18 protein-coding genes are annotated in these 20247 nt (G+C 74.8%); 11 read left to right on the forward strand and 7 right to left on the reverse strand.

What is annotated here, in order from left to right; genetic code table 11:
• The first annotated feature begins 24 nt into the window (after positions 1-24).
• Both ACFCY1_RS18430 and ACFCY1_RS18435 read left to right on the forward strand, forming a co-directional pair.
• A complete protein-coding gene (locus tag ACFCY1_RS18430) occupies positions 25-639 on the forward strand; it encodes a hypothetical protein (protein ID WP_234348643.1) in 615 nt (204 codons plus the stop codon).
• Positions 640-724: 85 nt separating this feature from the next.
• A complete protein-coding gene (locus tag ACFCY1_RS18435) occupies positions 725-1207 on the forward strand; it encodes a hypothetical protein (protein ID WP_375875221.1) in 483 nt (160 codons plus the stop codon).
• A 57-nt stretch (positions 1208-1264) separates the two neighbouring features.
• On the opposite strand, the gene ACFCY1_RS18440 is transcribed toward ACFCY1_RS18435, so the two are convergent.
• The 3 genes from ACFCY1_RS18440 to ACFCY1_RS18450 form a co-directional block, all read right to left on the reverse strand.
• Positions 1265-4549: an error-prone DNA polymerase gene (locus ACFCY1_RS18440; RefSeq protein WP_375875222.1), complete on the reverse strand. Its 3285-nt coding sequence runs from the start codon at positions 4547-4549 to the stop codon at positions 1265-1267.
• 123 nt (positions 4550-4672) lie between these two features.
• Positions 4673-6382, reverse strand: coding sequence for a DNA polymerase Y family protein (locus tag ACFCY1_RS18445; protein ID WP_375875223.1), 1710 nt, complete (start codon positions 6380-6382; stop codon positions 4673-4675).
• A 1-nt stretch (position 6383) separates the two neighbouring features.
• Positions 6384-7019, reverse strand: coding sequence for a hypothetical protein (locus ACFCY1_RS18450; protein ID WP_079272076.1), 636 nt, complete (start codon positions 7017-7019; stop codon positions 6384-6386).
• A 368-nt stretch (positions 7020-7387) separates the two neighbouring features.
• Here ACFCY1_RS18450 and ACFCY1_RS18455 point away from each other — a divergent pair, with 368 nt between their 5' ends.
• The 3 genes from ACFCY1_RS18455 to ACFCY1_RS18465 all read left to right on the forward strand — a co-directional run bounded on the left by ACFCY1_RS18455 (position 7388) and on the right by ACFCY1_RS18465 (position 9498).
• Positions 7388-8068, forward strand: coding sequence for a helix-turn-helix domain-containing protein (locus tag ACFCY1_RS18455; RefSeq protein WP_117487261.1), 681 nt, complete (start codon positions 7388-7390; stop codon positions 8066-8068).
• Entirely contained in the window at positions 8065-8832 is a 768-nt protein-coding gene (locus tag ACFCY1_RS18460; RefSeq protein ID WP_375875224.1) for an SRPBCC domain-containing protein, read from the forward strand. The genes ACFCY1_RS18455 and ACFCY1_RS18460 overlap by 4 nt, the downstream gene beginning before the upstream one ends.
• 93 nt (positions 8833-8925) lie before the next feature.
• Positions 8926-9498 carry a dihydrofolate reductase family protein gene (locus ACFCY1_RS18465; RefSeq protein WP_375875225.1) on the forward strand — a complete coding sequence of 191 codons (573 nt, stop codon included), beginning with the start codon at positions 8926-8928 and terminating at the stop codon, positions 9496-9498.
• 58 nt (positions 9499-9556) lie between these two features.
• Here ACFCY1_RS18465 and ACFCY1_RS18470 read toward each other — a convergent pair whose 3' ends face one another.
• Complete coding sequence (locus tag ACFCY1_RS18470) at positions 9557-10396, reverse strand: class I SAM-dependent methyltransferase (RefSeq protein ID WP_375875226.1); 840 nt, start codon at positions 10394-10396, stop codon at positions 9557-9559.
• A gap of 123 nt (positions 10397-10519) precedes the next feature.
• On the opposite strand from ACFCY1_RS18470, the gene ACFCY1_RS18475 reads away from it, so the two are divergent.
• Positions 10520-11110 carry a DinB family protein gene (locus ACFCY1_RS18475; protein WP_049653774.1) on the forward strand — a complete coding sequence of 197 codons (591 nt, stop codon included), beginning with the start codon at positions 10520-10522 and terminating at the stop codon, positions 11108-11110.
• A gap of 76 nt (positions 11111-11186) precedes the next feature.
• On the opposite strand, the gene ACFCY1_RS18480 is transcribed toward ACFCY1_RS18475, so the two are convergent.
• Complete coding sequence (locus ACFCY1_RS18480; protein WP_375875227.1) at positions 11187-11744, reverse strand: ATP-binding protein; 558 nt, start codon at positions 11742-11744, stop codon at positions 11187-11189.
• A gap of 161 nt (positions 11745-11905) precedes the next feature.
• On the opposite strand from ACFCY1_RS18480, the gene ACFCY1_RS18485 reads away from it, so the two are divergent.
• The 5 genes from ACFCY1_RS18485 to ACFCY1_RS18505 all read left to right on the forward strand — a co-directional run bounded on the left by ACFCY1_RS18485 (position 11906) and on the right by ACFCY1_RS18505 (position 16927).
• A complete protein-coding gene (locus ACFCY1_RS18485; protein ID WP_375875228.1) occupies positions 11906-12850 on the forward strand; it encodes a hypothetical protein in 945 nt (314 codons plus the stop codon).
• Positions 12851-12975: 125 nt separating this feature from the next.
• Entirely contained in the window at positions 12976-14112 is a 1137-nt protein-coding gene (locus ACFCY1_RS18490; protein ID WP_074002256.1) for an SUKH-4 family immunity protein, read from the forward strand.
• Between the two features lie 23 nt (positions 14113-14135).
• Complete coding sequence (locus ACFCY1_RS18495) at positions 14136-14543, forward strand: DUF6191 domain-containing protein (protein WP_375875229.1); 408 nt, start codon at positions 14136-14138, stop codon at positions 14541-14543.
• A 440-nt stretch (positions 14544-14983) separates the two neighbouring features.
• Positions 14984-16027, forward strand: a complete 1044-nt coding sequence (locus tag ACFCY1_RS18500) for a DUF2332 domain-containing protein (RefSeq protein ID WP_375875230.1) — start codon at positions 14984-14986, stop codon at positions 16025-16027.
• Between the two features lie 141 nt (positions 16028-16168).
• On the forward strand, positions 16169-16927 hold the full coding sequence (locus ACFCY1_RS18505; protein WP_375875231.1) for a MerR family transcriptional regulator: 759 nt from the start codon (positions 16169-16171) through the stop codon (positions 16925-16927).
• A 138-nt stretch (positions 16928-17065) separates the two neighbouring features.
• Here ACFCY1_RS18505 and ACFCY1_RS18510 read toward each other — a convergent pair whose 3' ends face one another.
• Entirely contained in the window at positions 17066-19459 is a 2394-nt protein-coding gene (locus ACFCY1_RS18510; RefSeq protein ID WP_375875232.1) for an FtsX-like permease family protein, read from the reverse strand.
• Positions 19456-20169, reverse strand: a complete 714-nt coding sequence (locus ACFCY1_RS18515; protein ID WP_234348522.1) for an ABC transporter ATP-binding protein — start codon at positions 20167-20169, stop codon at positions 19456-19458. The genes ACFCY1_RS18510 and ACFCY1_RS18515 overlap by 4 nt, the downstream gene beginning before the upstream one ends.
• Between the last annotated feature and the right edge of the window lie 78 nt (positions 20170-20247).

Raw genomic sequence — 20247 nt, forward strand, 5'->3', positions numbered from 1 at the left:
GCCGGGGTTGGTTGAATGGCGCCCATGGACGACCTGCTCAACCGACTGCCCGCCATCCCCGACCTGCGCGACCGCTGCCGCGCCCTCGCCACGCTCGACGCGATCCTCAGCCCCGACGACTGGGAGGCGCGGTACCACTCCTTCGACGCCTCCTGGGACGAGGGCGAGGAGTTGGCCTCGATGCGCGACGGCGAGGGCGACGACTGGTGCCTGGTCTTCTCCCCCGTCGGCGCCTACGGGCGCGGCTTCGACCACGAGGCGCCCAACGCCCCGGAGCTGCTCGCGGCCGTGCCCGAGGAGTTCCGCCGCTTCGCCGAGGAGCCCGCCTTCGGGGACGAGGACGGGCCGACGGTCACCCGCTGCTTCTGGCGCGCCCACGAGGACGGCGCCTGGCGGGGCGCTGCCGCCGAGCGGGGCGCGGAGGGCCTCTTCGACCTGCTGCTGGACGGCTCGGCCGCCGGGTACCGGGCCTGGGCCACGGAGTACTTCGAGCCGGAGCACGAGCTGGACCTCGCCGCGATCGAGCACGTCCTGGCGCTGCGCCCGCTCACCCCGGCCGTGCTGGCGGCGCTCAACCCGGACATCGACGAGGAGGAGCTCGCCGTCGACCTCGCGGAGATCGGCTACCCCACTTCCTGACGTATCGTCACATCTGTTGGGCAGTACGGGTACACCACTCCTTCCGGCGATGGGCCGGGGCCTTCCGGGGTGGTGGAATGCCCGCATGATCCGTACACGTGCCATGCGCACCGCACTGTCCTTCACCGCCGCCCTGCTCGCCGTCGGCGGCCTGGCCGCCACCCCCGCCCAGGCCGCCGTCGCGGCGCCCGCCCCCGTGGTCGCCGGGGCCCAGGTCCGGGCGGCCACCCCGGCCGCCCAGCAGGTGCTCACCTTCCTGGAGGCGTACCGCAACGCCGTGGAGGGCGGGGGCGGCACCGAGAGCCCGCGGCAGGTCCGCGAGCAGTACCTCTCCCCGTACCTGAACTACCGGCTGGACCAGTGGGCGATGCAGAACGACGCCGATCCGGTGTTCCGCGCGCAGAACGTCCCGGCGAGCTGGTCGGCCCAGCAGGTCAAGGAGGAGGAGGGCTACGCCTCCGTCCGGCTGACCGAGTTCTGGAGCGGCGGGGGCAGCCAGGACGTCTGGTACACCGTCCGCCTCACCGACCTGCGGATCTTCGACCTCGGCGACCAGCCCGCCTTCTAGCCGTACCCCGACGCGTCGACGCGCGCCGCTTCACAGGCACACGCCGGCCCGCCCCGCTCAGAGGCCGATCCGGAGCGGGGTGAGCCGGGTGGCGACCAGGTTGGTCGCACCCCGGTCGCGCTCGACGCGGCCGTGCACCAGCAGCCCGGCCCGATCCAGGGCGGTGCGGCGCTGGGACTCCCAGACCGGGCGGTTGCAGATCACGTTGATCAGCCCGGTCTCGTCCTCCAGACTGAGGAAGAGCACCCCGCCGGCCGTCGGCGGCCGCTGCCGGTGGGTGACCAGGCCGCCGACCACCACCTCCGTTCCCGGCGGCACATCCGGGAGTCGGGCGGCGCTGAGCGCGCCGCCGCGGTCCAGGTGGGCGCGCAGGTGCTGGAGCGGGTGGCTGGTGGCCGAGGTGCCGGTGGCCCACAGGTCGGCGATGGTCTCCTCGACCGGGCTCATGCCGGGCAGCTCCGGCGCCTCGGTCCCGGGGGTGGTGCCGGGGATCAGGCCATCCGAGATCCCGGCGAACGCCCCTGCCGCCCACAGTGCCTGACGCCTCGTCAGTTCGAAGCAGTCGAAGGCCCCCGCCGTCGCCAGCGCCTCCAGGGCGGGACCGGGCAGGCCGGTGCGGCGGGCGAAGTCCTCCAGGTCGGCGTACGGCTGCCCGGCCACGATCGCCTCGGCCTGCGGGGTGCCGATGCCGCGCACCGTCTCCAGGCCGAGCCGGATCGCCGGCTGCGGGCGCCCGGCGGTCAGCGGCGGTTTCGGGGTCGGCCCCCGGTACGGCTCCAGGGTGGGCCGCGCCCCGCTGGCGTTGACGTCCACCCCGCGCACCCGCACGCCGTGCCGCCGGACGTCCGCGACCAGGCTGAGCGGCGAGTAGAAGCCCATCGGCTGGTTGGCCAGCAGGGCGCAGGTGAAGGCCGCCGGGAAGTGGTGCTTCAACCAGGCGCTGGCGTACACCAGGTAGGCGAAGCTGATCGCGTGGCTCTCCGGGAAGCCGTAGTTGGAGAAGGCCTCGATCTTGCCGTAGACGTCCTCCGCCACCTCGGCCGGGATGCCGCGCTCGGCCATCCCGGTGAGCAGCCGCTCGCGCAGCCGGGCGACCCGCTCGTGCGAACGCTTGGCGCCCATCGCCTGGCGCAGCCGGTCGGCCTCCTCCGGGGTGAACCCGGCGCAGTCGATGGCGAGTTGCATCATCTGCTCCTGGAACAGCGGCACCCCGAGGGTCTTGCCGAGGGCGTTCTCCATCAGCGGGTGCGGGCAGCCGGGCGGTTCCGCCCCGGCGCGGCGGCGCAGGTACGGGTGGACGGAGCCGCCCTGGATCGGGCCGGGGCGGATCAGCGCCACCTCGACCACCAGGTCATAGAAGTGGTCCGGCTTGAGCCGGGGCAGAGTCGCCATCTGGGCCCGGGACTCGACCTGGAACACCCCGACGGTGTCCGCCCGGCGCAGCATCGCGTACACGCCCTTGTCGTCGTCCGGGATGGTGGCCAGGTCGTAGCGCAGGCCGTGGTGCTCCGCGACCAGGTCGCAGGCGTCGTGCAGGGCGGCGAGCATGCCCAGGCCGAGCAGGTCGATCTTCACCAGCCCGGCGCCGGCGGTGGACTCCTTGTCCCACTGGAGCACGGAGCGCCCGGGCATCCGGGCCCACTCGGTGGGGCAGATCTCGCCGATCGGCTCCTTGGTGAGCACCATGCCGCCCGAGTGGATGCCCAGGTGGCGGGGCAGACCGTGGAGCTGGGCGGCGAGTCGGAGCACGTCGGCGGGGATGACGGCGTCCGCGCCGGGGGCGGAGCGGAAGTCGGTCTGCCGGCTGAACGCGTCCACCTGCCCCTGCGGGTAGCCGAGCACCCGGGCGGCGTCGCGGATCGCCAGCCGGGGCCGGTAGGTGATCACGTTGGCGACCTGGGCGGCGTGCTCGCGCCCGTAGCGGCCGTAGACGTACTGGATGACCTCCTCGCGGCGGCGGTTCTCGATGTCCAGGTCGATGTCGGGCGGCCCGTCCCGGGCGGTGGAGAGGAAGCGTTCGAACAGCAGCTTGTAGTGCACCGGGTCGACGGCGGTGATCCCGAGGGCGTAGCAGACCGCCGAGTTGGCGGCCGAGCCGCGGCCCTGGCACCAGATGTCCCGGCTCCGGCAGAAGTCCACGATGTCGTGCACGATCAGGAAGTAGCCGGCCAGGTCGAGGTCCTCGATCACGTCCAGCTCCTTGGCGAGCTGACGGCGGGCGGCCGCGTTGCCGGAGCCGAAGCGGGCCGGGCCGCCGGCCGCGACCAGGGCGCGCAGGTGGCCGATCTCGGTCCCGCCCGCGGGGACGGGGAAGCCGGGCAGCTCCGGGTCCAGCCGGGCGAAGTCGAAGGCGCAGGCCCGGCCGAGTTCGGCGGTGGCCCGCTGCACCCCGGGGAAGCGGGCCAGCCGGCCGGCCATCTCCCGGCCCGAACGCAGGTGCGCGGTGCCGGCCGCGCTGGTCCAGCCGACCGCGTCCTGGAGGGTGCGGCGCTCGTGCAGGGCGGCGAGGCTCTGCGCGAGGCGGCCCTGGGCGGGGCCGGCGTGGTGGGCGTTGGTGGAGGCGACGACGGGGAGCCGCGCCTTCGCCGCGAGGGCGGCGAGGGCGTCGTTGCGCCGGTCGTCGCCGGGCAGCCACTGGTCGATCAGCTCGACGTGGACGTTCTCCGGGCCGAACGCCTCGGCGAGGGTGCGGAGCCGGCGCTCGGCCTCGCCCTGGTCCGGGCCGTTCCTCCCGGCGAGCGCGGCGGGGACCCGGCCGAGGCGGCAGCCGGTGAGCACCGCCCAGTGGCCGCCGTGCGCCCCGGCGAGCGCCCCGAGGTCGTACACCGGGTTGCCCTTGGCGCCGCCGGCCAGCTGGGCGGCGGCGATCGCGGCGGAGAGGCGGCGGTAGCCGGCCGGGTCGCGGGCGAGGACCAGGAGGTGCTCCTCCGTCCCGCCGTCTCGGCCCGTCCCGCCGTCGCGGCCCGTCCCGCCGTCGCGGATCGTCAGCTCGGCGCCGAACACGGTGGCCAGGCCCGTGCCCCGGGCCGCCTCGGCGAGCCGGACGGCGGCGTACAGGCCGTCGTGGTCGGTGATCGCGAGGGTCTCCACGCCGAGCCGGACCGCCTCGGCGACCAGGTCCTCCGGGTCGCTGGCGCCGTCCAGGAAGCTGAAGGCGGAGTGGACGTGCAGTTCGGCCCAGGGGGTGGCGGGCTGCTCCGGTGCGGCGGGCTTCTCCGGTGCGGCGCGTTCGGGAGCCGGGGCGGGGCGGCGCAGCGGGACGACCGTACGGTCCGGCGCCGCGCCGGTCAGCCGGCGGTGCAGTTCGCTCCAGGGGAGCGTGGGGTGGCTGGTGAAGCCCATCGGGGGTTGCCTTCGTCGTTCTCGTGCTCGTCCTGCTCCCCCCCTGCTCGCCTCCTCGGCCTTCTCGGCCCGCTCCCTTCGGCCCTGCCCTTGCGGGCCTGCTCCGTTCGGGTGCCGGGGCCGCTAGTCGTAGCCGGCCTCCAGGTACCAGGCACCCCCCTCCACGGTGAGCAGCAGCGCCCGGCCGCCCTCCACCACGACCTGGAACCGTGCCCGGCGCCGGGCCAGCGACTGGTCCCACCAGTACTCGACCGCCGGCCAGGGCCCGGTCCAGCCGTCCACCCGCTCCTCCCGGCCCCGGACCACGACCAGGGCCGGCCGGGCCGACACCCCCGCCCGGCCGTCCACCGTGACCGGCCGCCCGGCCCCGTCCAGCACCCGCACCGGCGCCGGCTCCCGCAGCACCACGGCGGGCCACACCTCCGGCAGCCGCCCCGGCCACGGCGCGTCGGATGGCACCGCCGCCTCGTACGGCTCGCCCCACGGCACCTTCACCGCCTGCTCGCCCGGGCCGCGCCCGCCGGCCGGCTCGATCCGGCGCAGCCCGGCGTGGCCGAGTACCGCCTGCACCCGGGCGACCGCCCGCTCCACCCGGTCGTCCGCGACGGCCTGGCCCCACAGCGCGAGCTGGCGGCCCTGGTCCGGGGAGAGGCCGTCGGGGGCGAGCCGGAGGAGGGTGAAGCCGGTGTCCTCCCCGCCGTTGCCGTCGCCGTCGCCTGTGCCGGTGAAGGTGCCGGTGCCGGTGCCGGTGAAGGTGCCCGCGCCCTGCCAGGCCTGGAGCTGCCAGCGGACCCGCTCGGCCAGCGCCGTCGCGGACAGCCGGCCCTCGTGCCGCCACAGCCGGGAGGCCGTCCGGCCGTCCGCGCAGGCCACCTCGACGGCCACCCGGCGGCAGGTCAGCCCGGCCCCGGCCAGCCGCTGGTGCAGCTGCTCGGCCAGCGCGCGGGCGACGAACACCAGCGGTTCGGCCGACGGCTCCGGCGGGTCGAAGCGCTGCTCGACGGCGAGGTCCGGCTCCTCGTCGCGGGGCACCAGCGGACGCGGCTGCAAGCCGCGGGCCAGCCGGTGCGCGACCGTCCCGGACGGGCCGAAGCGGTCCGCGACCGACTCGGCCGGCAGCGCGGCGAAGGCCCCGACGGTGGGCAGGCCGAGCCGCCCGAGCAGTTCGGCCAACGCCTCGTCGCCCAGCGCGCTCACCGGGTACGGGGCGAGGAACTCCGCCGTCCGTCCGGCCGGGACCAGCACCCCGGCCCGGGCGGCGAGCACGGCGGCGAACAGGCCGTCGGCGACACCGACCCGGGCCCGGGGGGCGGTGGTGGCCGATGGAGGGGCGGTGGCGGCCGGTGGAGGGGTGGTGGGCTGCCGCTCTTCGACGGCCGGCGCGCCCGGAACGGCGTCCGGGACGAGCGGCTGCCCGAGGGCGTCCGCCACCGCCCTGCCGACCTTGGCGGCCAGCGCCTCCTCGCCGCCGAAGTAGCGGCCCGGGCCCTTCACCGGGATCGCGCACAGGCCCGGGCGGATCACCTCCACCCGGGGCGTGAACGCCTCCACCGCCGCGACCACCGGCTCGAAACGGCGGGTCTCCGCCTCCGGGTCGCGGTCGCGCAACTCCAGCTCCGGGCAGAGCCGTTGGGCCAGCTTGAGCCGCTGCCCCTGCCGCACCCCGGCCGCCCGGGCGCCCTCCGAGCAGGCGAGGATCCGCCCGCCCTCGGTCACCGCGACCGGGTCGTCGCCGGTGACGGCCACCACCGGCCAGTCCGGGCACCAGACCACCAGCACCCGGGGGGTCCTGTCGTCCGCCGTCCCGGATGCCATCGCTGTCTCGGCCGTCACCTCAGACCACCGCCGCCACGCGGGGTGCCATCGGCTCCGCCGCCGGTATCACCGTGGGTTCCGCCACCGGCTGCGGCTGCTCCTGGAGCGGACGCACCGCGCCGTACTCGTCCGGCAGCCAGAGCCGGGCCGTCCGGCCGCGCACCGCCGAGCCGCGGCCCTCGGCCACCACCTCCACCTGTCGGCCGACGAGTTGTCCGTGGCCGTCGCCCAGTCCGAACCAGCGCCCGGAGCGCACCGCCAGCCGCAGTGCCGCGCCCGGCCACGGTCCGGCGACCAGCAGCACGCAGCCGCTGCGCCGCAGCACCGCCGCCAGCCGGGCGGCCAGCTTCGGCGGCACCGGCCCGTCCGGGCGCAGCATGATCAGCTCGACCGCGCCGGCCAGCACCGAGACCACCTCGGCCCAGTGCGGCCCCGGGTCGTCCGCGACCAGCAGCCGGCGCAGGTCCAGCCCGTACCCCTCGGCGGCGGCCAGTCCCAGGTCCGGCAGTCCGACCGCCGCGGCCCAGCCGCCCCCGGTCTCCTTCACCCCGGCAGCGAGCGCCAGCAGCAGCCCGGTGTCCCCGCCCGCCACCGACACCGCCGTCCCCCGGCGCAGCCCGGCCTCAGGCAGCACCTCCCGGAGGGCGGACGGCACCGGCAGCAGCCCCCACCCCTCCCTCTGCTCCCCGCCCTCCCCCTGTTGCCCCCGTTTTCCCGGCACGGCAGCCGGGGACGCCACCGGGCGGAGCACGGGGCGTGCGGTCTGCTCGGCGGTGGATTCGAAAAAAGGTTCGAAAACGGGCACACCCCCAGGATCGAACATTCGTTCGCAAAGATTCAAGTCCGATCCGTCCACCCCACCCGTCACTCTCCGCTGTCCCGCCTCGGCGGGGCCGCGCGGATCGCGGCGCGGCGCGGCCGCCGGAGGCTCCGGCACCGGACGGGCGACACCGTTCGTCCGACCGGACTACCGACAAACCTTCTTTCCTTGACAAATTTTTTTGTCGGATGGATGCTGGAACGGTGCTGGAAGTCGCCGTGATCGAAGAACCCGCCGCGGCCGAGGCCTCGCTGGACCCCCTGCGGTCACGCCTCCTCGCCGCCCTGACCGAGCCCGCCTCGGCCGCCATGCTGGCCGCCCGGCTGGGCCTGCCCCGGCAGAAGGTCAACTACCACCTGAAGGAACTGGAGCGGCACGGCCTCGTCGAACTCGACGAGGAGCGCCGCAAGGGCAACGTCACCGAACGGGTGTACCGCGCCACCGCGGCCTCCTACGTGATCTCCCCCAGCGTCCTGGCCGCCGTGAGCCCGGACCCCGCCCGCTCCCCCGACCAGCTCTCCGCCCGCTGGCTGCTGGCGCTCGGCTCCCGGCTGGTGCAGGAGGTCGGAGCCCTGCTGACCGGCGCCTCCCGGGCCCGCCGGCGGGTCGCCAGCTTCGGCATCGACGCGCAGGTGCGGTTCGCCTCCGCCGCCGACCGGGCCGCCTTCGCCGAGGAACTGGCCCAGTCCGTGGCCACCCTCGTCAGCCGCTACCACGACGAGTCCGCCCCCGGGGGCCGCAGCCACCGGGTGATCGTCGGACTCCACCAGATCCCCGCCGCCCAGCCCGGCCCCGGGGCGGAGCAGGACGTGACCGGGGCGGAGCAGGACGGACCCGGCACGGAACAGGCCGTCACCCGGGCGGACCAGGAGGACCCACGATGACCCACCCGTTCGAGATCGAGCTGGAGACCTCCCTGCCGGCGAGCCCGGAACAGGTCTGGGAGGCGATCGCCACCGGACCGGGGATCGACTCCTGGTTCATGGGCCGCAACGAGCTGGACCCGCGCGAGGGCGGCACCGCCGTCATGGAGACCGGGGGCCACCGCGCGGAGGCGGTCGTCACCGCCTACGAGCCCGGAAAACGCCTGGCCACCCGTACGGCCACCGGCGAGGACGGCCGGTTCATGGCCTTCGAGTACCTGATCGAGGGCCGGGACGGCGGCGCCACCGTGCTCCGCGTCGTCCACAGCGGCCTGCTCGGCGACGACTGGCAGGACGAGTACGACGCGCTGCGCCGCGGCTGGCCCTTCCACCTCCACACGCTCCGCGAGTACCTCACCCACTTCCCCGGCCGCACCGCCGTCCCCGTCTTCGCCGCCGCACCGTCGGTCGGCCGGACGGAACCGGAGGTCCGGGCCCTCCTCGCCCGCGCCCTGTCGCTGCCGCACCCGGTCGCCGCGGGCACCCGGGTCCACGGCGAACCGGCGGGCCTGCCGCCGCTGGACGGCGAGGTGGTCTGGGCGGACGACGAGCGCTTCGAGGTCCGCACTGCCGACGGGCTCTACACCTTCCACCACGGCTCCGGCCTGGTGCTGATATTCCACCACCTCTTCGGCCCGACGCCGGGCGGGGCCGGGGGTGAAGCCGGGACCGGGGCCGGGGCCGAGGCCGCCTGGCAGCGGTGGCTGACCGGCGCCCTCGCCTGACCTTTCGGACCTTCGGACCTTCGGGCCATCAGACCTTCAGAGCTCCTTCAGACCCGACAGAAGCAGAACCGCACGAGAACCGAGGTACCACCCATGCGCACCCTGATCAGCACCGCCTTCATCTCGCTCGACGGCGTCGTCGAAGGCCCCGGCGGCGAACCCGGCTACCGCAACTCCGGCTGGACCTTCAAGGACATCGAGTTCCTCCCCGAGGCGTTCGAGATCAAGGGGCGGGAGCAGGAGGAGGCCACCGCGATGCTGCTCGGCCGGGCCAGCTACCAGGCGTTCAGCCCGGTGTGGCCGGACATGGCGGAGTTCGCCCACTACAAGACGCTGCCGAAGTACGTCGTCTCCACCACCCTCACCGAGACCGACCTGGTGTCGAACTGGGGTGAGACCAGCATCCTGCGCTCGCTCGACGAGGTCGCCGCGCTGAAGGAGACCGAGGGCGGCCCGATCATCGTCCACGGCAGCGCCACCCTGAACCACGCCCTCTCGGACGCCGGCCTGATCGACCGCTACCACCTGCTCGTCTTCCCGCTGCTGCTCGGCGCCGGCAAGCGCCTGTTCAGCACGACGGACAAGGACGCCCAGAAGCTGAAGCTGGTCGAGTACGGGGCCTACGGGAACGGCATCCAGAAGCAGGTCCTCGACGTGGTCCGCTGACCGCTCTCCACTCCTCCTCTCCATCCTCCCCGGTGGGAGCGTTGACGGCCCCGGACCGTCAACGCTCTTCCGTGGTGCGCCAGATGAACACCTCGCTGCTCGGCTGCCGCTCCGAGAAGAGCCCCGACGGCGAGGTCCGGGCGAGGAGGAGGCGGAGGTCCGCCTCGAAGGCCGGACGGCGATCGGCGAAGAGGTGCGGGGCCGAGGAGGAGAGCGCGAAGACGCCCGCGACCGCGTCGTCGGCCGTGCGCTCCAGCGGTCGTCCGCCCGGGACGACGATCCGCTGCGGGCCGGCGAAGCCCGCCCGGGCGAGGACGGCGGCCTCGTCGCCCGGCGTGCCGTGCGGCAGCAGCCCCTGCCCGGCGCGGCGGACCGGGCCGAGGTAGCGCCGGACCAGCCCGTCGATCGCGGCGTACGGGACCGGCGGGTGCGGCAGCCCCTCGGTGGGACGCGGTTCGCCCTTCAGGTCCGAGACGTGCGCCAGGGCACCGCCGGGCCGCAGCATGCGCCGTACGGTCGCCGCCACCAGGTCGCGGTCCATCCAGTGGAAGGACTGGCCGAAGACCGCCAGTGTGAAGGTGCCGAGGCCCGGCGGCAGTTCCTCGGCCCTGGCCCGCACCCAGGTGGCCTTGGGCTCCTCGGCGCCCACGCGGCGCGCCTCGGCGATCATCCCGGCGTCCGGGTCCACCCCGACGACCTCGCCGAACAGGTGGGCCAGCCCCAGCGCCAGCGTGCCCGGCCCGCACCCCACGTCGAGCAGCCGCCCCCGCCCGTCGAGCCCCAGCGCCCCGGCCAGCGCCTCCGCCAGTCCGGGGGCGTACGGGAGCCTGCCCCGGGTGTAGTGGGCGGCCGTTCCGGCGAACAGCGTCTCGTCCCAGGACCAGGCGTCGCCGGTCATGGCTGCTCCTCACAGGTCTGTTTCGGGTGAACAGGCTTGATCGTGGCACAGGTTGACGCCTAGTCGGGGCGGGTGGGACCGGAAATCAATGGACAGGCATCATGCGATCAACAGACTGATCCCATGACCACTGCAGATGACAAGAACGACCTCCGGATCTACATCCAGGACGCCCGCGACGCCCTGCTCTGGAAGCTCGAAGGCCTCTCCGAGTACGACCTGCGCCGCCCGCTCACCCCCACCGGAACCAACCTGCTGGGCCTGGTCAAGCACGTCACCGGCGCCGAGGCGCTGTACTTCGGCGACACCTTCGGCCGCCCCTTCCCCGAGCCGGCCCCGGTGTGGATCACCGGCCAGACCGAGCCGAACGGCGACCTGTGGGCGCGGGCGGACGAGAGCACCGAGGAGGTCGTCGGGCGCTACCGGCGGGTCTGGGCGCACTCCGACGCCACCATCGAGGCCCTGCCGCTGGACGCCGTCGGCAAGGTGCCGTTCGGCGCCCGCCACGAGCAGACCCTGCACCGGGTACTCGTCCACATGATCGCCGAGACCCACCGCCACGTCGGCCACGCCGACCTGGTCCGCGAACTCGTCGACGGCGCCACCGGCCAGCGCTCCGACGGCGCCAACACCGCCCCCGGCGACACCGACTGGTGGCGGGCCCACCACGACCGCGTGGAGCGGGCGGCCCGGGAGGCCGGCGGCCTCGCCTGAGCCGGAGAGCGCCGGGAGGACGGCAGCATCGCCTGAGCCCGAGAGCGCGGGGAGGGCGGAGGAGCGGCCGGGGATCTCAGCTTCCGTACCGGGCGGGCGCGCCGACGTGCCGCACGACGGCCGCCGCCCGGTCGGCGAGCGGCCCCGGGGCGATCGGGACGCACACGTACCCGAACCCGGCATAGGCCTCCCGGTGGATCCGCTCGAACCGCAACGACTCCTCGTACGAGATGCGCCGCGCCTCGGTCGGGGTGACGAAGCCCGGGCTCTCCACGAAGAACACCTCGCGTTCGTACACCTCCTCCGCCCGGATGCGATTCAACTCCCGGGCGAGGAAAGGGGTCACGGGATGACCGAGGTACACCGCCAGGGCGTACGTGCACACCGGCGAGCGGTCGAAGAACCGCACCTCCCCCGGCCCGCCGACGGCCCCCTCCTGCCGCTGCCTCTGCAGGGCGACCACCGCGTCCACGAACGACGGGTCCGTCCACGGCTCCGGCACGCCCTGGGCCTGCCGCAGCGCGATGACGTCCGTGGCGGCCTCCTCTACCACCGGGTAGCCCGCGCACTCCAACCACCGCAGGACCGCCGTCTTCCCGGCCCCCGGGGTACCGGTCAGCAGATAGCGCTTCATCCCCGCACTCTACGGGCCCGGGGTGGCGGGTGCGGGGCGCCGTAGGGTGTCGGACATCGGGGGCAGGGGCCGGGCACATGGGGGCATGGGCACATGGGGGCATGGGGGCATGGGGGCATGGGGGCATGGGGGCATCCGGCGTGACAGACGAGGGGCAGGGTGTGAGGACGGCCGTCCGGTGCCCGGACTGCGGGGGCACCGCCGTCCGCAGCGTCGGCCAGTCCCTGCTGCACGGGCGGGAGTTGCGGTGGGACGCCGAGCGGTTCTGCCCCCAGTGCGCAGCCGTCTGCTGCGACTGGGGCCAGGAGGCCGCACCCCGGGACATCCGCGAGGCGCTGCTGACCACCCACGGACCGGCCCGGCTCCGGCTCTCCGCACCGCTCACCGACCCGGCGGCCACCCTGGCCGCGCTGCGGGTGCTCCGCGAGGGCTCGGGGCTCCCGCTCCGGCAGACCCGGGAACTCCTCGACGAGCTGCGGGACTTCGGCCTGAGCGGGACGGCCGTCGAGATGGCGTACTGGCGGGTGCGGCTGGCCGAACGGGGAGTCGCGGCGGAGACGGCGGACGGCTTCGGACGGGCGTACCGGTACGTGGGACCGCCGGAACTGTGGCCGGGGGACGACGGCGGGACGGGCACCGGATGCGGCCAACCGGTACGGACAGCAGGCGAGTTCGCCGCCTGGGCGGAGGATCGGGCGGAGCGGACGGCGGCGGAGCTCGCGGAGCCGTTCACCTTCGTGGTCGGCCTCGGCGGCACACTGCGGCTTGCTCCGCGCCGTAGCGAGCATGTGGCCTGCGCGGGTGGGGAGTTGGTGCTGAGCGCCGGGGAGATCGGGTTCCGGCGTTCGCGGGACGGCTGGGAGGTCGAGACGGTCGGCAACCATTCCACCGGCTACTGCCCCGACACCACCTCCTGGCCCGCCGTCGCCGCCGCCCTCACCCTCGTCGGACTCCCGCACCCCGGCGCCTTCACCCACGCCGCGGTCTTCCGCCGCTGCCCGCGGTGCGGCAACTGCAACCTCGTCCGCGAGGAGCACTACGCCTGCGCCTTCTGCGACGCGGACCTGCCCGAACACTGGAACGTCGACGAGGTCGCGCTGCCGTGACCCGGGCGGGCCACCGCACACCTCCCCCACCCACAGCACACCTCAGCACTGTCAGGCCGGACCGCTAGGGTCTGTGGGTCACGGGGCAGGCCGGGAAAGGGTGGGGGCACGTGAGGTGTGAGCGGGTGGCGGAGCTGCCGGGTGGGGTGGTGCACGCGGGGAGCCGGGAGTTCCTGGTGCGGGAGGGGCTGCCTGCGGCCGGGGCGTTCCTGGACTTCGAGGCGCTCCGGGGCGGGGAGCTGACGGCGTTCCCGGCGGAGGCGGAGCGGCTGTTCGTCCTCGGGGAGACGGAGTACTGCACGCCGTTCGCCGCCGGCGGCAGCCTGGTGCTGCTGGACGGGGTGACCGGTGAGGTGTTCCTGGACAACGGCGGCCCGCGGCGCGACCTGCTGGCCTCCGGCCTGACCGCGCTCGCGGGCCTGGTGCGCGAGGTCGACGCGGTGGCCGAGGCGGCGCTGCGCCCGGAGGCGCTGGACGGGCGGCGCGGACCGGCCGTCCTGGCCGAGGTGCTGGCGGGGGCCGAACGGCGGATGCGGGAGATCGATCCCGGCCTGTTCGGCGACGGCTCCGCACCGCCCCCGCACTGGGGCACCGCGCTGCTGGTGCGGGCGCTGGGCTGGGGCGCCCTGCCGGGCGGTCCGGGCGGGCCCGCGTACGCGATAGCCCCGGAGCTGGTGGCGGAGCTGGCCGCGCTGACGGACGAGGACGGCGGCCCCGGCCGGGTGCACCGCTTCCGGCCCGCCGAGCTGCCCGCCGCCCTGGTCCACGAGCCGACCCGGCGGCTGCTGACCGAGGTCGGCCTGCCGCTGGGCGGGGCGATGTTCGGGGTGTGCGAGGAACCGCTGGTCACCATGGGCGAGGCCTACCCCGAGTACTTCGACGGCGAGGAGGAACGCCCGTACCAGCGGGACTTCCTCGCCCTCGGGGACTGGCCGACCGACCTCACGATCGCCCTGGACGGCGCCACCGGCCGGCTGGAGCTGCCGGACTGGTACGACGACGGCCACCCCGAGGCCTACCTCAACCGCGACCTGTCCGCCCTGCTCTACGCCCTCTGGACGTACGAGCGGCTGCGCGCCGAATGGGACCGCTGGGACTACGGCCGGGCCCGGGAGACATGGTCGGTGTTCGATCCGCAGGCACTGCTGAGCGCGGTGGTGGACCGGCTGGTGGAGGCCGTCGACCCGGAGGCGTTCGCCTCGCCCGGCTGCTCCTGGCGGCTGCTCGCCGAGGACGGCCACATGGGCGGCCTGCTCGGCTGAGCGCCCAGGAGCCGTTGCCGCCGGTGGGCGACAAGCCCGGTCGGCCGCCGCCGTGGACGGCGGCAACGGCCAGGAACGGACGTGTCACCTCCACGCGTTGGACCGACATGGTGATGATGGCGGGTCTGCTCCTCATGGCAGTACTGGTGATCGTGCCCTTCACACTGGCCTCGATCCGGCATCTCGTGGTGCGATCGGGCAGCCCGCGATGGTTGTGCCGCCGTCTGACCACTCGGACGCGAAGGAGCGGACTCGGCCTTGGCGCCACCGCGACCGAGGAGTTGCACGCCTTCTTCAATGCCAACAAGCGCGTGCAGATCGAGCAGCGGCGGACTCAACTGGTCCTACGGGACGACGACCACGCCGGCGCCCCGCCTCGCCTGGGTGTCGACTTGGGCGCCGGCACCGCAGTCGTCCGACAGCAGCGGTAGTTCACCCTCCTTCTCCTTGCGCCCGACGCTTGCTGGAGCCTGCCGAACTCGCGGACGAGCCCTGGGAAGCGGCCTGGGGAGCTACTCCTGGACGATGACGCGCTCGCCCTCACCGTTGGGTTCCTCGAAGGCGGCGAAGTGGCGTTCCAGAAGGTCATCGGAGACGGTGATGCTGTTCACCGCAGGCCCAACACCGAACTCGTGCTCGCCCGACGGGCCACCTGCCGGTCACCCGGTGGCCGATCCGCCGGGCCGGTACGCCCCGAACCCAGTCGCTCCCAAGGCCGTGAGCTCCCCACCACCCGGCGGTCACGGCGAGGCCGCGCCGCCCCGGTTGCACCATCCGGGAGAGCACTTGGGGTCAGCGGGTGGCACGTCGGTCCGGGCGTAGGCTGGGCCGATTCGATCACTCGCGAAGGCGTCGAAAGGACCGGTGGGGGATGCGCGGCGACACGGAGGAGCTCTACCGGGCGTTCGCGGAGCGGGAGGCGCGCGGGAACTCGCCGATCTACCAGGAACTGGCCGAAGGCATCGCCGGGGACGGGCAGTTGCGCGCACTGCTGGACGGGCTTCCGGCCGCGAAGCGGCAGCCGAACCTTCTGTTCGGCGCGGTCCGGCACCTGGGTGGGCCGGTGGCGGAGGGCTGGCCGGCCTTCCGCGACTGGGCGGCGCAGCGGTGGGCCGAGGTCTCGGCGACGATGCTGGAGCGGCGGACGCAGACCAACGAGGCGGGCCGCTGCGCCACCCTGCTGCCACTGCTGGCCGCGCTGCCGCAGCCGCTCGCCCTGATCGAGGTGGGCGCCTCGGCCGGGCTCTGCCTGTACCCGGACCGGTATCGGTACCGGTACCTGGCCGGGGACCAGGACGGGGACGGGCAGGGGGACGGGGACGGACATGAGCGTGGGGCCGGTGCCCCGGTCGCCGAGTTCGGCGCCGCCGCGAGCCCGGTGACGCTGGACTGCGTGGTGAGCGGGCCGGTGCCGCTCACAGACTCCCTGCGGGAACGGCTGCCCGAGGTGGTGTGGCGGGCCGGGATCGACCTCAATCCGTTGGACGTGCGGGCCGAGGAGGACATGCGCTGGCTGGAGTCGCTGGTCTGGCCCGAGCAAACCCACCGGCTGGAGCGGCTGCGCGGCGCCGTCCGGGTCGCCCGGGCCGAACCGCCGCTGCTGGTGCGCGGCGATCTCAACGCCACGGTACGGGAGTTGGTCGCGCGGGCCCCGGCGGGGGCGACGCCGGTGGTGTTCCACAGCGCGGTGCTCGCGTACCTGCCGCCGGAGGAGCGGGAGGAGTTCGCGGCGACGATGCGTGAGCTGCCCGGGCACTGGATCTCCAACGAGGCCGTCTCGGTGCTGCCGGCCGTCGCCCGACGCCTCCCCCGCCCGGCGGCCGTCGCCGGGTTGTTCGCGCTGGCCCTGGACGAGCGGCCGGTGGCCTTCACCGGACCGCACGGGCAGTCCCTGGACTGGTTCGGCGAGGGCTGAGCGGCCGTACGACAACGTGCGGGCAGCGTGGAAGTCCCGGGCTTGAAGCTGCCGCAGCGGCAGCTTCTACCGTCATGACCAGGGCCGGAGAACCGGCCCTGGTCCACGCGAACGTGGGACGTGGAAACGAGGGAGGCAACCATGGCCTGGCCCATCGCCGAGGTGGCCCGGATGTCCGGTGTGACGGCCAGGACCCTGCGGCACTACGACGAGATCGGGCTGCTGCCCCCGGCCTGGATCGGCTCCAACGGCCACCGCTACTACGAGGAGCGGCAGCTGCTCCAGCTGCAACAGATCCTGGTACTGCGGGCGCTGGGCGTGGGGCTGACCGAGATCGCCCGGATCCTGAGCGATCAGGTGGACGAGCTGGAGGCCTTGCGGGGCCACCGCCGGCGGCTGGTCGCCGAGCGCGACCGGCTCGACGCCCTGGCCGCCACCGTTTCCCGCACGATCGCCGACCTGGAACGCTCCCAGAAGGACGGCACACCCATGACCATCAACCGCCCCGAGAACCTGTTCGAGGGCATCCAGCCCGACGACGTCGACGCGAGCCTGCGCGACTTCCCCGAGCACGCCGAGGCGGCCCGGCGCGCGACCGCCGCGATGACCCCGGCCGAGATCGAGGCCGGGCAGCGCGAGCGGACCGCCCGCATGATCCGCCTGGCGGAGCTGAAGGCGGCCGGCCACCCGGCCGACGCCGAGGCCGTGCAGAGCACGGTCGAGGAGGAGTACCGGCTGCTCCACGACTTCCGGTCCGTCTCGACCGAGGAGTACCTGGCGATCGCCCGCTCCTGCACCGAGAACGAGCAGTGGAGCGCCGCGTACGAGGCCATCGCCCCGGGCCTGGCCGCTTACCAGCGTGCTGCCATGGAGGCGTACGCGGCGGCACGGCTGTCCTGATCCGGGCCTGGTCCGGGCCTGATCGGACGGCCTGGGTCGGCCCTGCCCGGCCCGGCCCTGTCTGGGAGCCTTACGGGGGGTTCCCAGACGGGGCCGGGTACCGGGTTTTGTTTCCTCTCCTGGCCCTCCCCCGCGTCGTCACTCCGTCCGCAGCGCCGTGACCGTCCTGGTGCGGGCCGCCCAGGTGGCCGGGAGGACGGCTCCGAGCAGGGCCAGCACCAGGCCGCCGAGTATCAGCGGCCCCACCACCGACGGGGCGAACACGGCGAGGTCGGCGTCCGGCACCCCGATTCCGGCGGCCCGTGCCATCGCGGGCATCACCCGGTGGTGCACCAGGATGCCGATCGGGACCCCGATCACCCCGGCCGCCAGCCCGCTGCCGCAGACCGAGGTGAGCACCATGCCGACGGTCTGCCGGGGTGACATCCCGAGCGCCTTGAGCACCCCGAGGTCGTGCACCCGCTCCCGGGTGTCCAGCAGCACGGTGTTGAGCACCCCGAGTCCCGCCACCACGGAGAGCAGCAGCGTGAGCGTGCCCGCCAGGGTGTTCATCGCCAGCACCACGATGCTGAGGTGCTCCTCTCCGGGGTCGGCGCTCAGGCCCAGCGGCTTCACGGCCTGGTCCAGCCCGTCGGCGTAGGACTTCGCATCGGTGCCCGGGGTGAGGTCGATGTGGAAGGTGAGCGCCTCGGCGTGGATCGCGCCGCCGAGCGGCGCCAGCGTGGACCGGTCCGTGAACACCAGGTCGTTGGTGGTCAGGACCTCGCCGGTGATCTTCGCCGGGGTGCTGCGTCCGTGGTCGGTGAGGGTGACGGTGTCACCGACCTTCGCCTGGGTGGCCCGCAGGGTGGCGGCGGCCACCACGACCTCGCCGGGGCCGTGGAACCAGCGGCCGGAGACCAGTTGGAAGCCGCTCCAGGAGGTGTCGCCGCTGAACGCGACCACTTCGGAGCGCCCGGTGCTGCCGGCCAGGGCGGCCGGGGTCGGGACGGTGCTGTACCAGGCCCGGGTGCCCGGGCGGGAGTCGACGGCCCTGGCCACGGCCGCCTCGTCCACGTGGTCGGCGGACGGCGCGGCGCCGTCGAACGGGGTCTGGACCACCACCTTGCCCGCGCGGTCGGCCGCCAGACCGTCCTGGATCGAGCCCAGCGAGAGCGTCAGGCCGACGCAGAGGGTGACCCCGACCGTGCCGAGCACCACGGCGGCCCCGGTGGTCGCCGAGCGGCCCGGCCGGTTGAGCGGGGAGGCCAGCCCGAGGCTGAGCGCCCGTGGCACCGGCAGCCGGCCGATCAGCTCCTGCGCCCGGGACACCGGGCCCACCGCCCCCGCCCCGCCGACCGTGCCGCGGGTGGCTGCCCGCTTGGCGCCCGGCGCCGTCCGGCCGACCGCGAGCGCCTCCACCGTCCGCAGCCGCCCGGCCCGCAGCGCCGGTACCAGCGCGGTGCCCGCCACCGCCCCCAGGGCCGCCACCGCGACCACGACGTCCACCCAGACCGGGATGCCGAGCAGCCCGCCGCGCAGGGCCTTGTGTGCCAGCCCGAGGACCGGTACGGACAGCAGGTTGCCGAGGAGCACACCGAGCGCCGTGCCGACCCCGGCGGGTATCAGCGCCTGGCCGACGTAGGCGCGCGCCACCTGGGCCGGGGTGAAGCCCAGGGACTTGAGGATGCCGATCCGCCGGGTGGCGGCGCTGACGGCGCCGCTGACCACGACTCCGATGATCAGCACCGACATGGCCAGGCCGAGCACCCCGAAGGCCGTGACGAACGGGACGAAGGTCGAGGCCGTCCGGTTCGCCTCCTCCTGGGCGGGCCGGTAGGAGGTGGCCCTGGCGAGCGCCCCGCCCGGGACCGCGGCGGCCAGTGCGGCGCGGTCGGCCTCCACCTCGGCGTCGCCGCCGGCGTGGGCGAAGCGGTAGAGGTACTGGACGGAGGGCTCCGTTCCGGGCGCCGTCAGCCCGGCCACCTGCTCCGGGGCGACCCAGCCGTCCGCACTCCAGGAGACCGAGGCCGCCAGGCCGACGACCTTGAGCGTCGGGTGCCCCGGCAGCTCCGGGAACTCCATGCTGTCGCCGACCGCCAGCGGGGAGTGCCCGTCCAGGAACACCACCTCGCCGGGGCCGGCGACCCAGCGGCCCCTGGTGATCCGCAGGCCGTCCAGCGGGCCGTCCTGGGCGCGGCCGACCAGCGTCATCGGCGGCAGCGGGCTTCCGGCCGGCGGGATCCGGGTATCGGGGCCGGAGCGCGGCTGGACGGCGACCGCCTGGTAGGGGCCGGCCGAGGCCGTCACGCCGGGCGCGTGGGTCGTCGCGGCGAGCTGGGCGGGGCTCGCCCTGGCCCGGTCGTACAGCACGTTGAGGTGGGCGCCGCGCTGGTCGGCGAAGGAGCGCTGGTACGGGCCCTGGGCGGCGACCAGCAGCCCGAGCGCGAGGATGCACGCCGTCACGGACACCATCGTGGTGAGCACCATCACCAGGGTCTGCACCCGCCGGCGGCCGACCCCGGCGCGCACCACCTTGCCGAGCGCGCTCATCGGCCACCGCCCGGTGCCGGCACGGCCGCCGTGTCCCGGACCAGCCGGCCGTCGAGCAGTTCGATCGTCCGGTCGGCGCAGGCCTCGGCGAGCGCGGTGTCATGGGTGACCAGCAGGATCGTCTGGCCCTCCGCGTTGAGCCCGCGCAGCAGGTCGCGGACGTCGGCGGCGGAGGCGGTGTCCAGCGCCCCGGTGGGCTCGTCGGCCAGCAGCAGCGGCGGACGGTTCATCAGCGCCCGGGCGACCGCGACCCGCTGGCGCTCCCCGCCGGAGAGCCGGCCGGGGAAGGCCTTGGCGTGCCGGGCCACCCCCAGCCGCTCCAGCAGCTCCCCGGCCCGGGCCCGCGCCTGCTCCCGCCGCATCCCGGCCAGCTGGGCCGGGAGCAGCACGTTGTCCTCCGCGGTCAGGTCGTCCAGCAGGTTGAAGAACTGGAACACCATGCCGATCCGCGCCCGCCGGTACTCGGCCAGCGCGGCCTCGCCGAGCCGGTGCACGGCGACGCCGTCCACCTCCACCTCGCCCTCGCTCGGGCGGTCGAGGCCGGCGATCAGGTTCAGCAGGGTGGACTTGCCGCTGCCCGAACGGCCGAGCACGGCCAGTGCCTCTCCGGCCCGGACCTCCAGGTCGAGCCCGGCCAGGGCGGGACGGGCGGCGTCGGATCGGTCGTACGTCTTGCTGACGCCGCGGATCCGGATGATCGGCGCGTTCACGGGCCCTCCACTGTTGGGCGTCCGGCCCCGGGAAGCCCGGGCCGGCTGACGGAACATCACGCTACGAATCGGCGGCGG

The sequence above is a fragment of the Kitasatospora sp. NPDC056273 genome (assembly GCF_042268845.1).
In the GTDB taxonomy this organism is placed as follows: domain Bacteria; phylum Actinomycetota; class Actinomycetes; order Streptomycetales; family Streptomycetaceae; genus Kitasatospora.

Coding starts and splice junctions, on each gene's coding strand:
- ACFCY1_RS18430 (WP_234348643.1), top strand. CDS start 25: ATGGACGACCTGCTCAACCGACTGCCCGCCATCCCCGACCTGCGCGAC.
- ACFCY1_RS18435 (WP_375875221.1), top strand. CDS start 725: ATGATCCGTACACGTGCCATGCGCACCGCACTGTCCTTCACCGCCGCC.
- ACFCY1_RS18440 (WP_375875222.1), bottom strand. CDS start 4,549: ATGGGCTTCACCAGCCACCCCACGCTCCCCTGGAGCGAACTGCACCGC.
- ACFCY1_RS18460 (WP_375875224.1), top strand. CDS start 8,065: ATGACCCACCCGTTCGAGATCGAGCTGGAGACCTCCCTGCCGGCGAGC.
- ACFCY1_RS18465 (WP_375875225.1), top strand. CDS start 8,926: ATGCGCACCCTGATCAGCACCGCCTTCATCTCGCTCGACGGCGTCGTC.
- ACFCY1_RS18470 (WP_375875226.1), bottom strand. CDS start 10,396: ATGACCGGCGACGCCTGGTCCTGGGACGAGACGCTGTTCGCCGGAACG.
- ACFCY1_RS18475 (WP_049653774.1), top strand. CDS start 10,520: ATGACCACTGCAGATGACAAGAACGACCTCCGGATCTACATCCAGGAC.
- ACFCY1_RS18480 (WP_375875227.1), bottom strand. CDS start 11,744: ATGAAGCGCTATCTGCTGACCGGTACCCCGGGGGCCGGGAAGACGGCG.
- ACFCY1_RS18500 (WP_375875230.1), top strand. CDS start 14,984: ATGCGCGGCGACACGGAGGAGCTCTACCGGGCGTTCGCGGAGCGGGAG.
- ACFCY1_RS18505 (WP_375875231.1), top strand. CDS start 16,169: ATGGCCTGGCCCATCGCCGAGGTGGCCCGGATGTCCGGTGTGACGGCC.
- ACFCY1_RS18510 (WP_375875232.1), bottom strand. CDS start 19,459: ATGAGCGCGCTCGGCAAGGTGGTGCGCGCCGGGGTCGGCCGCCGGCGG.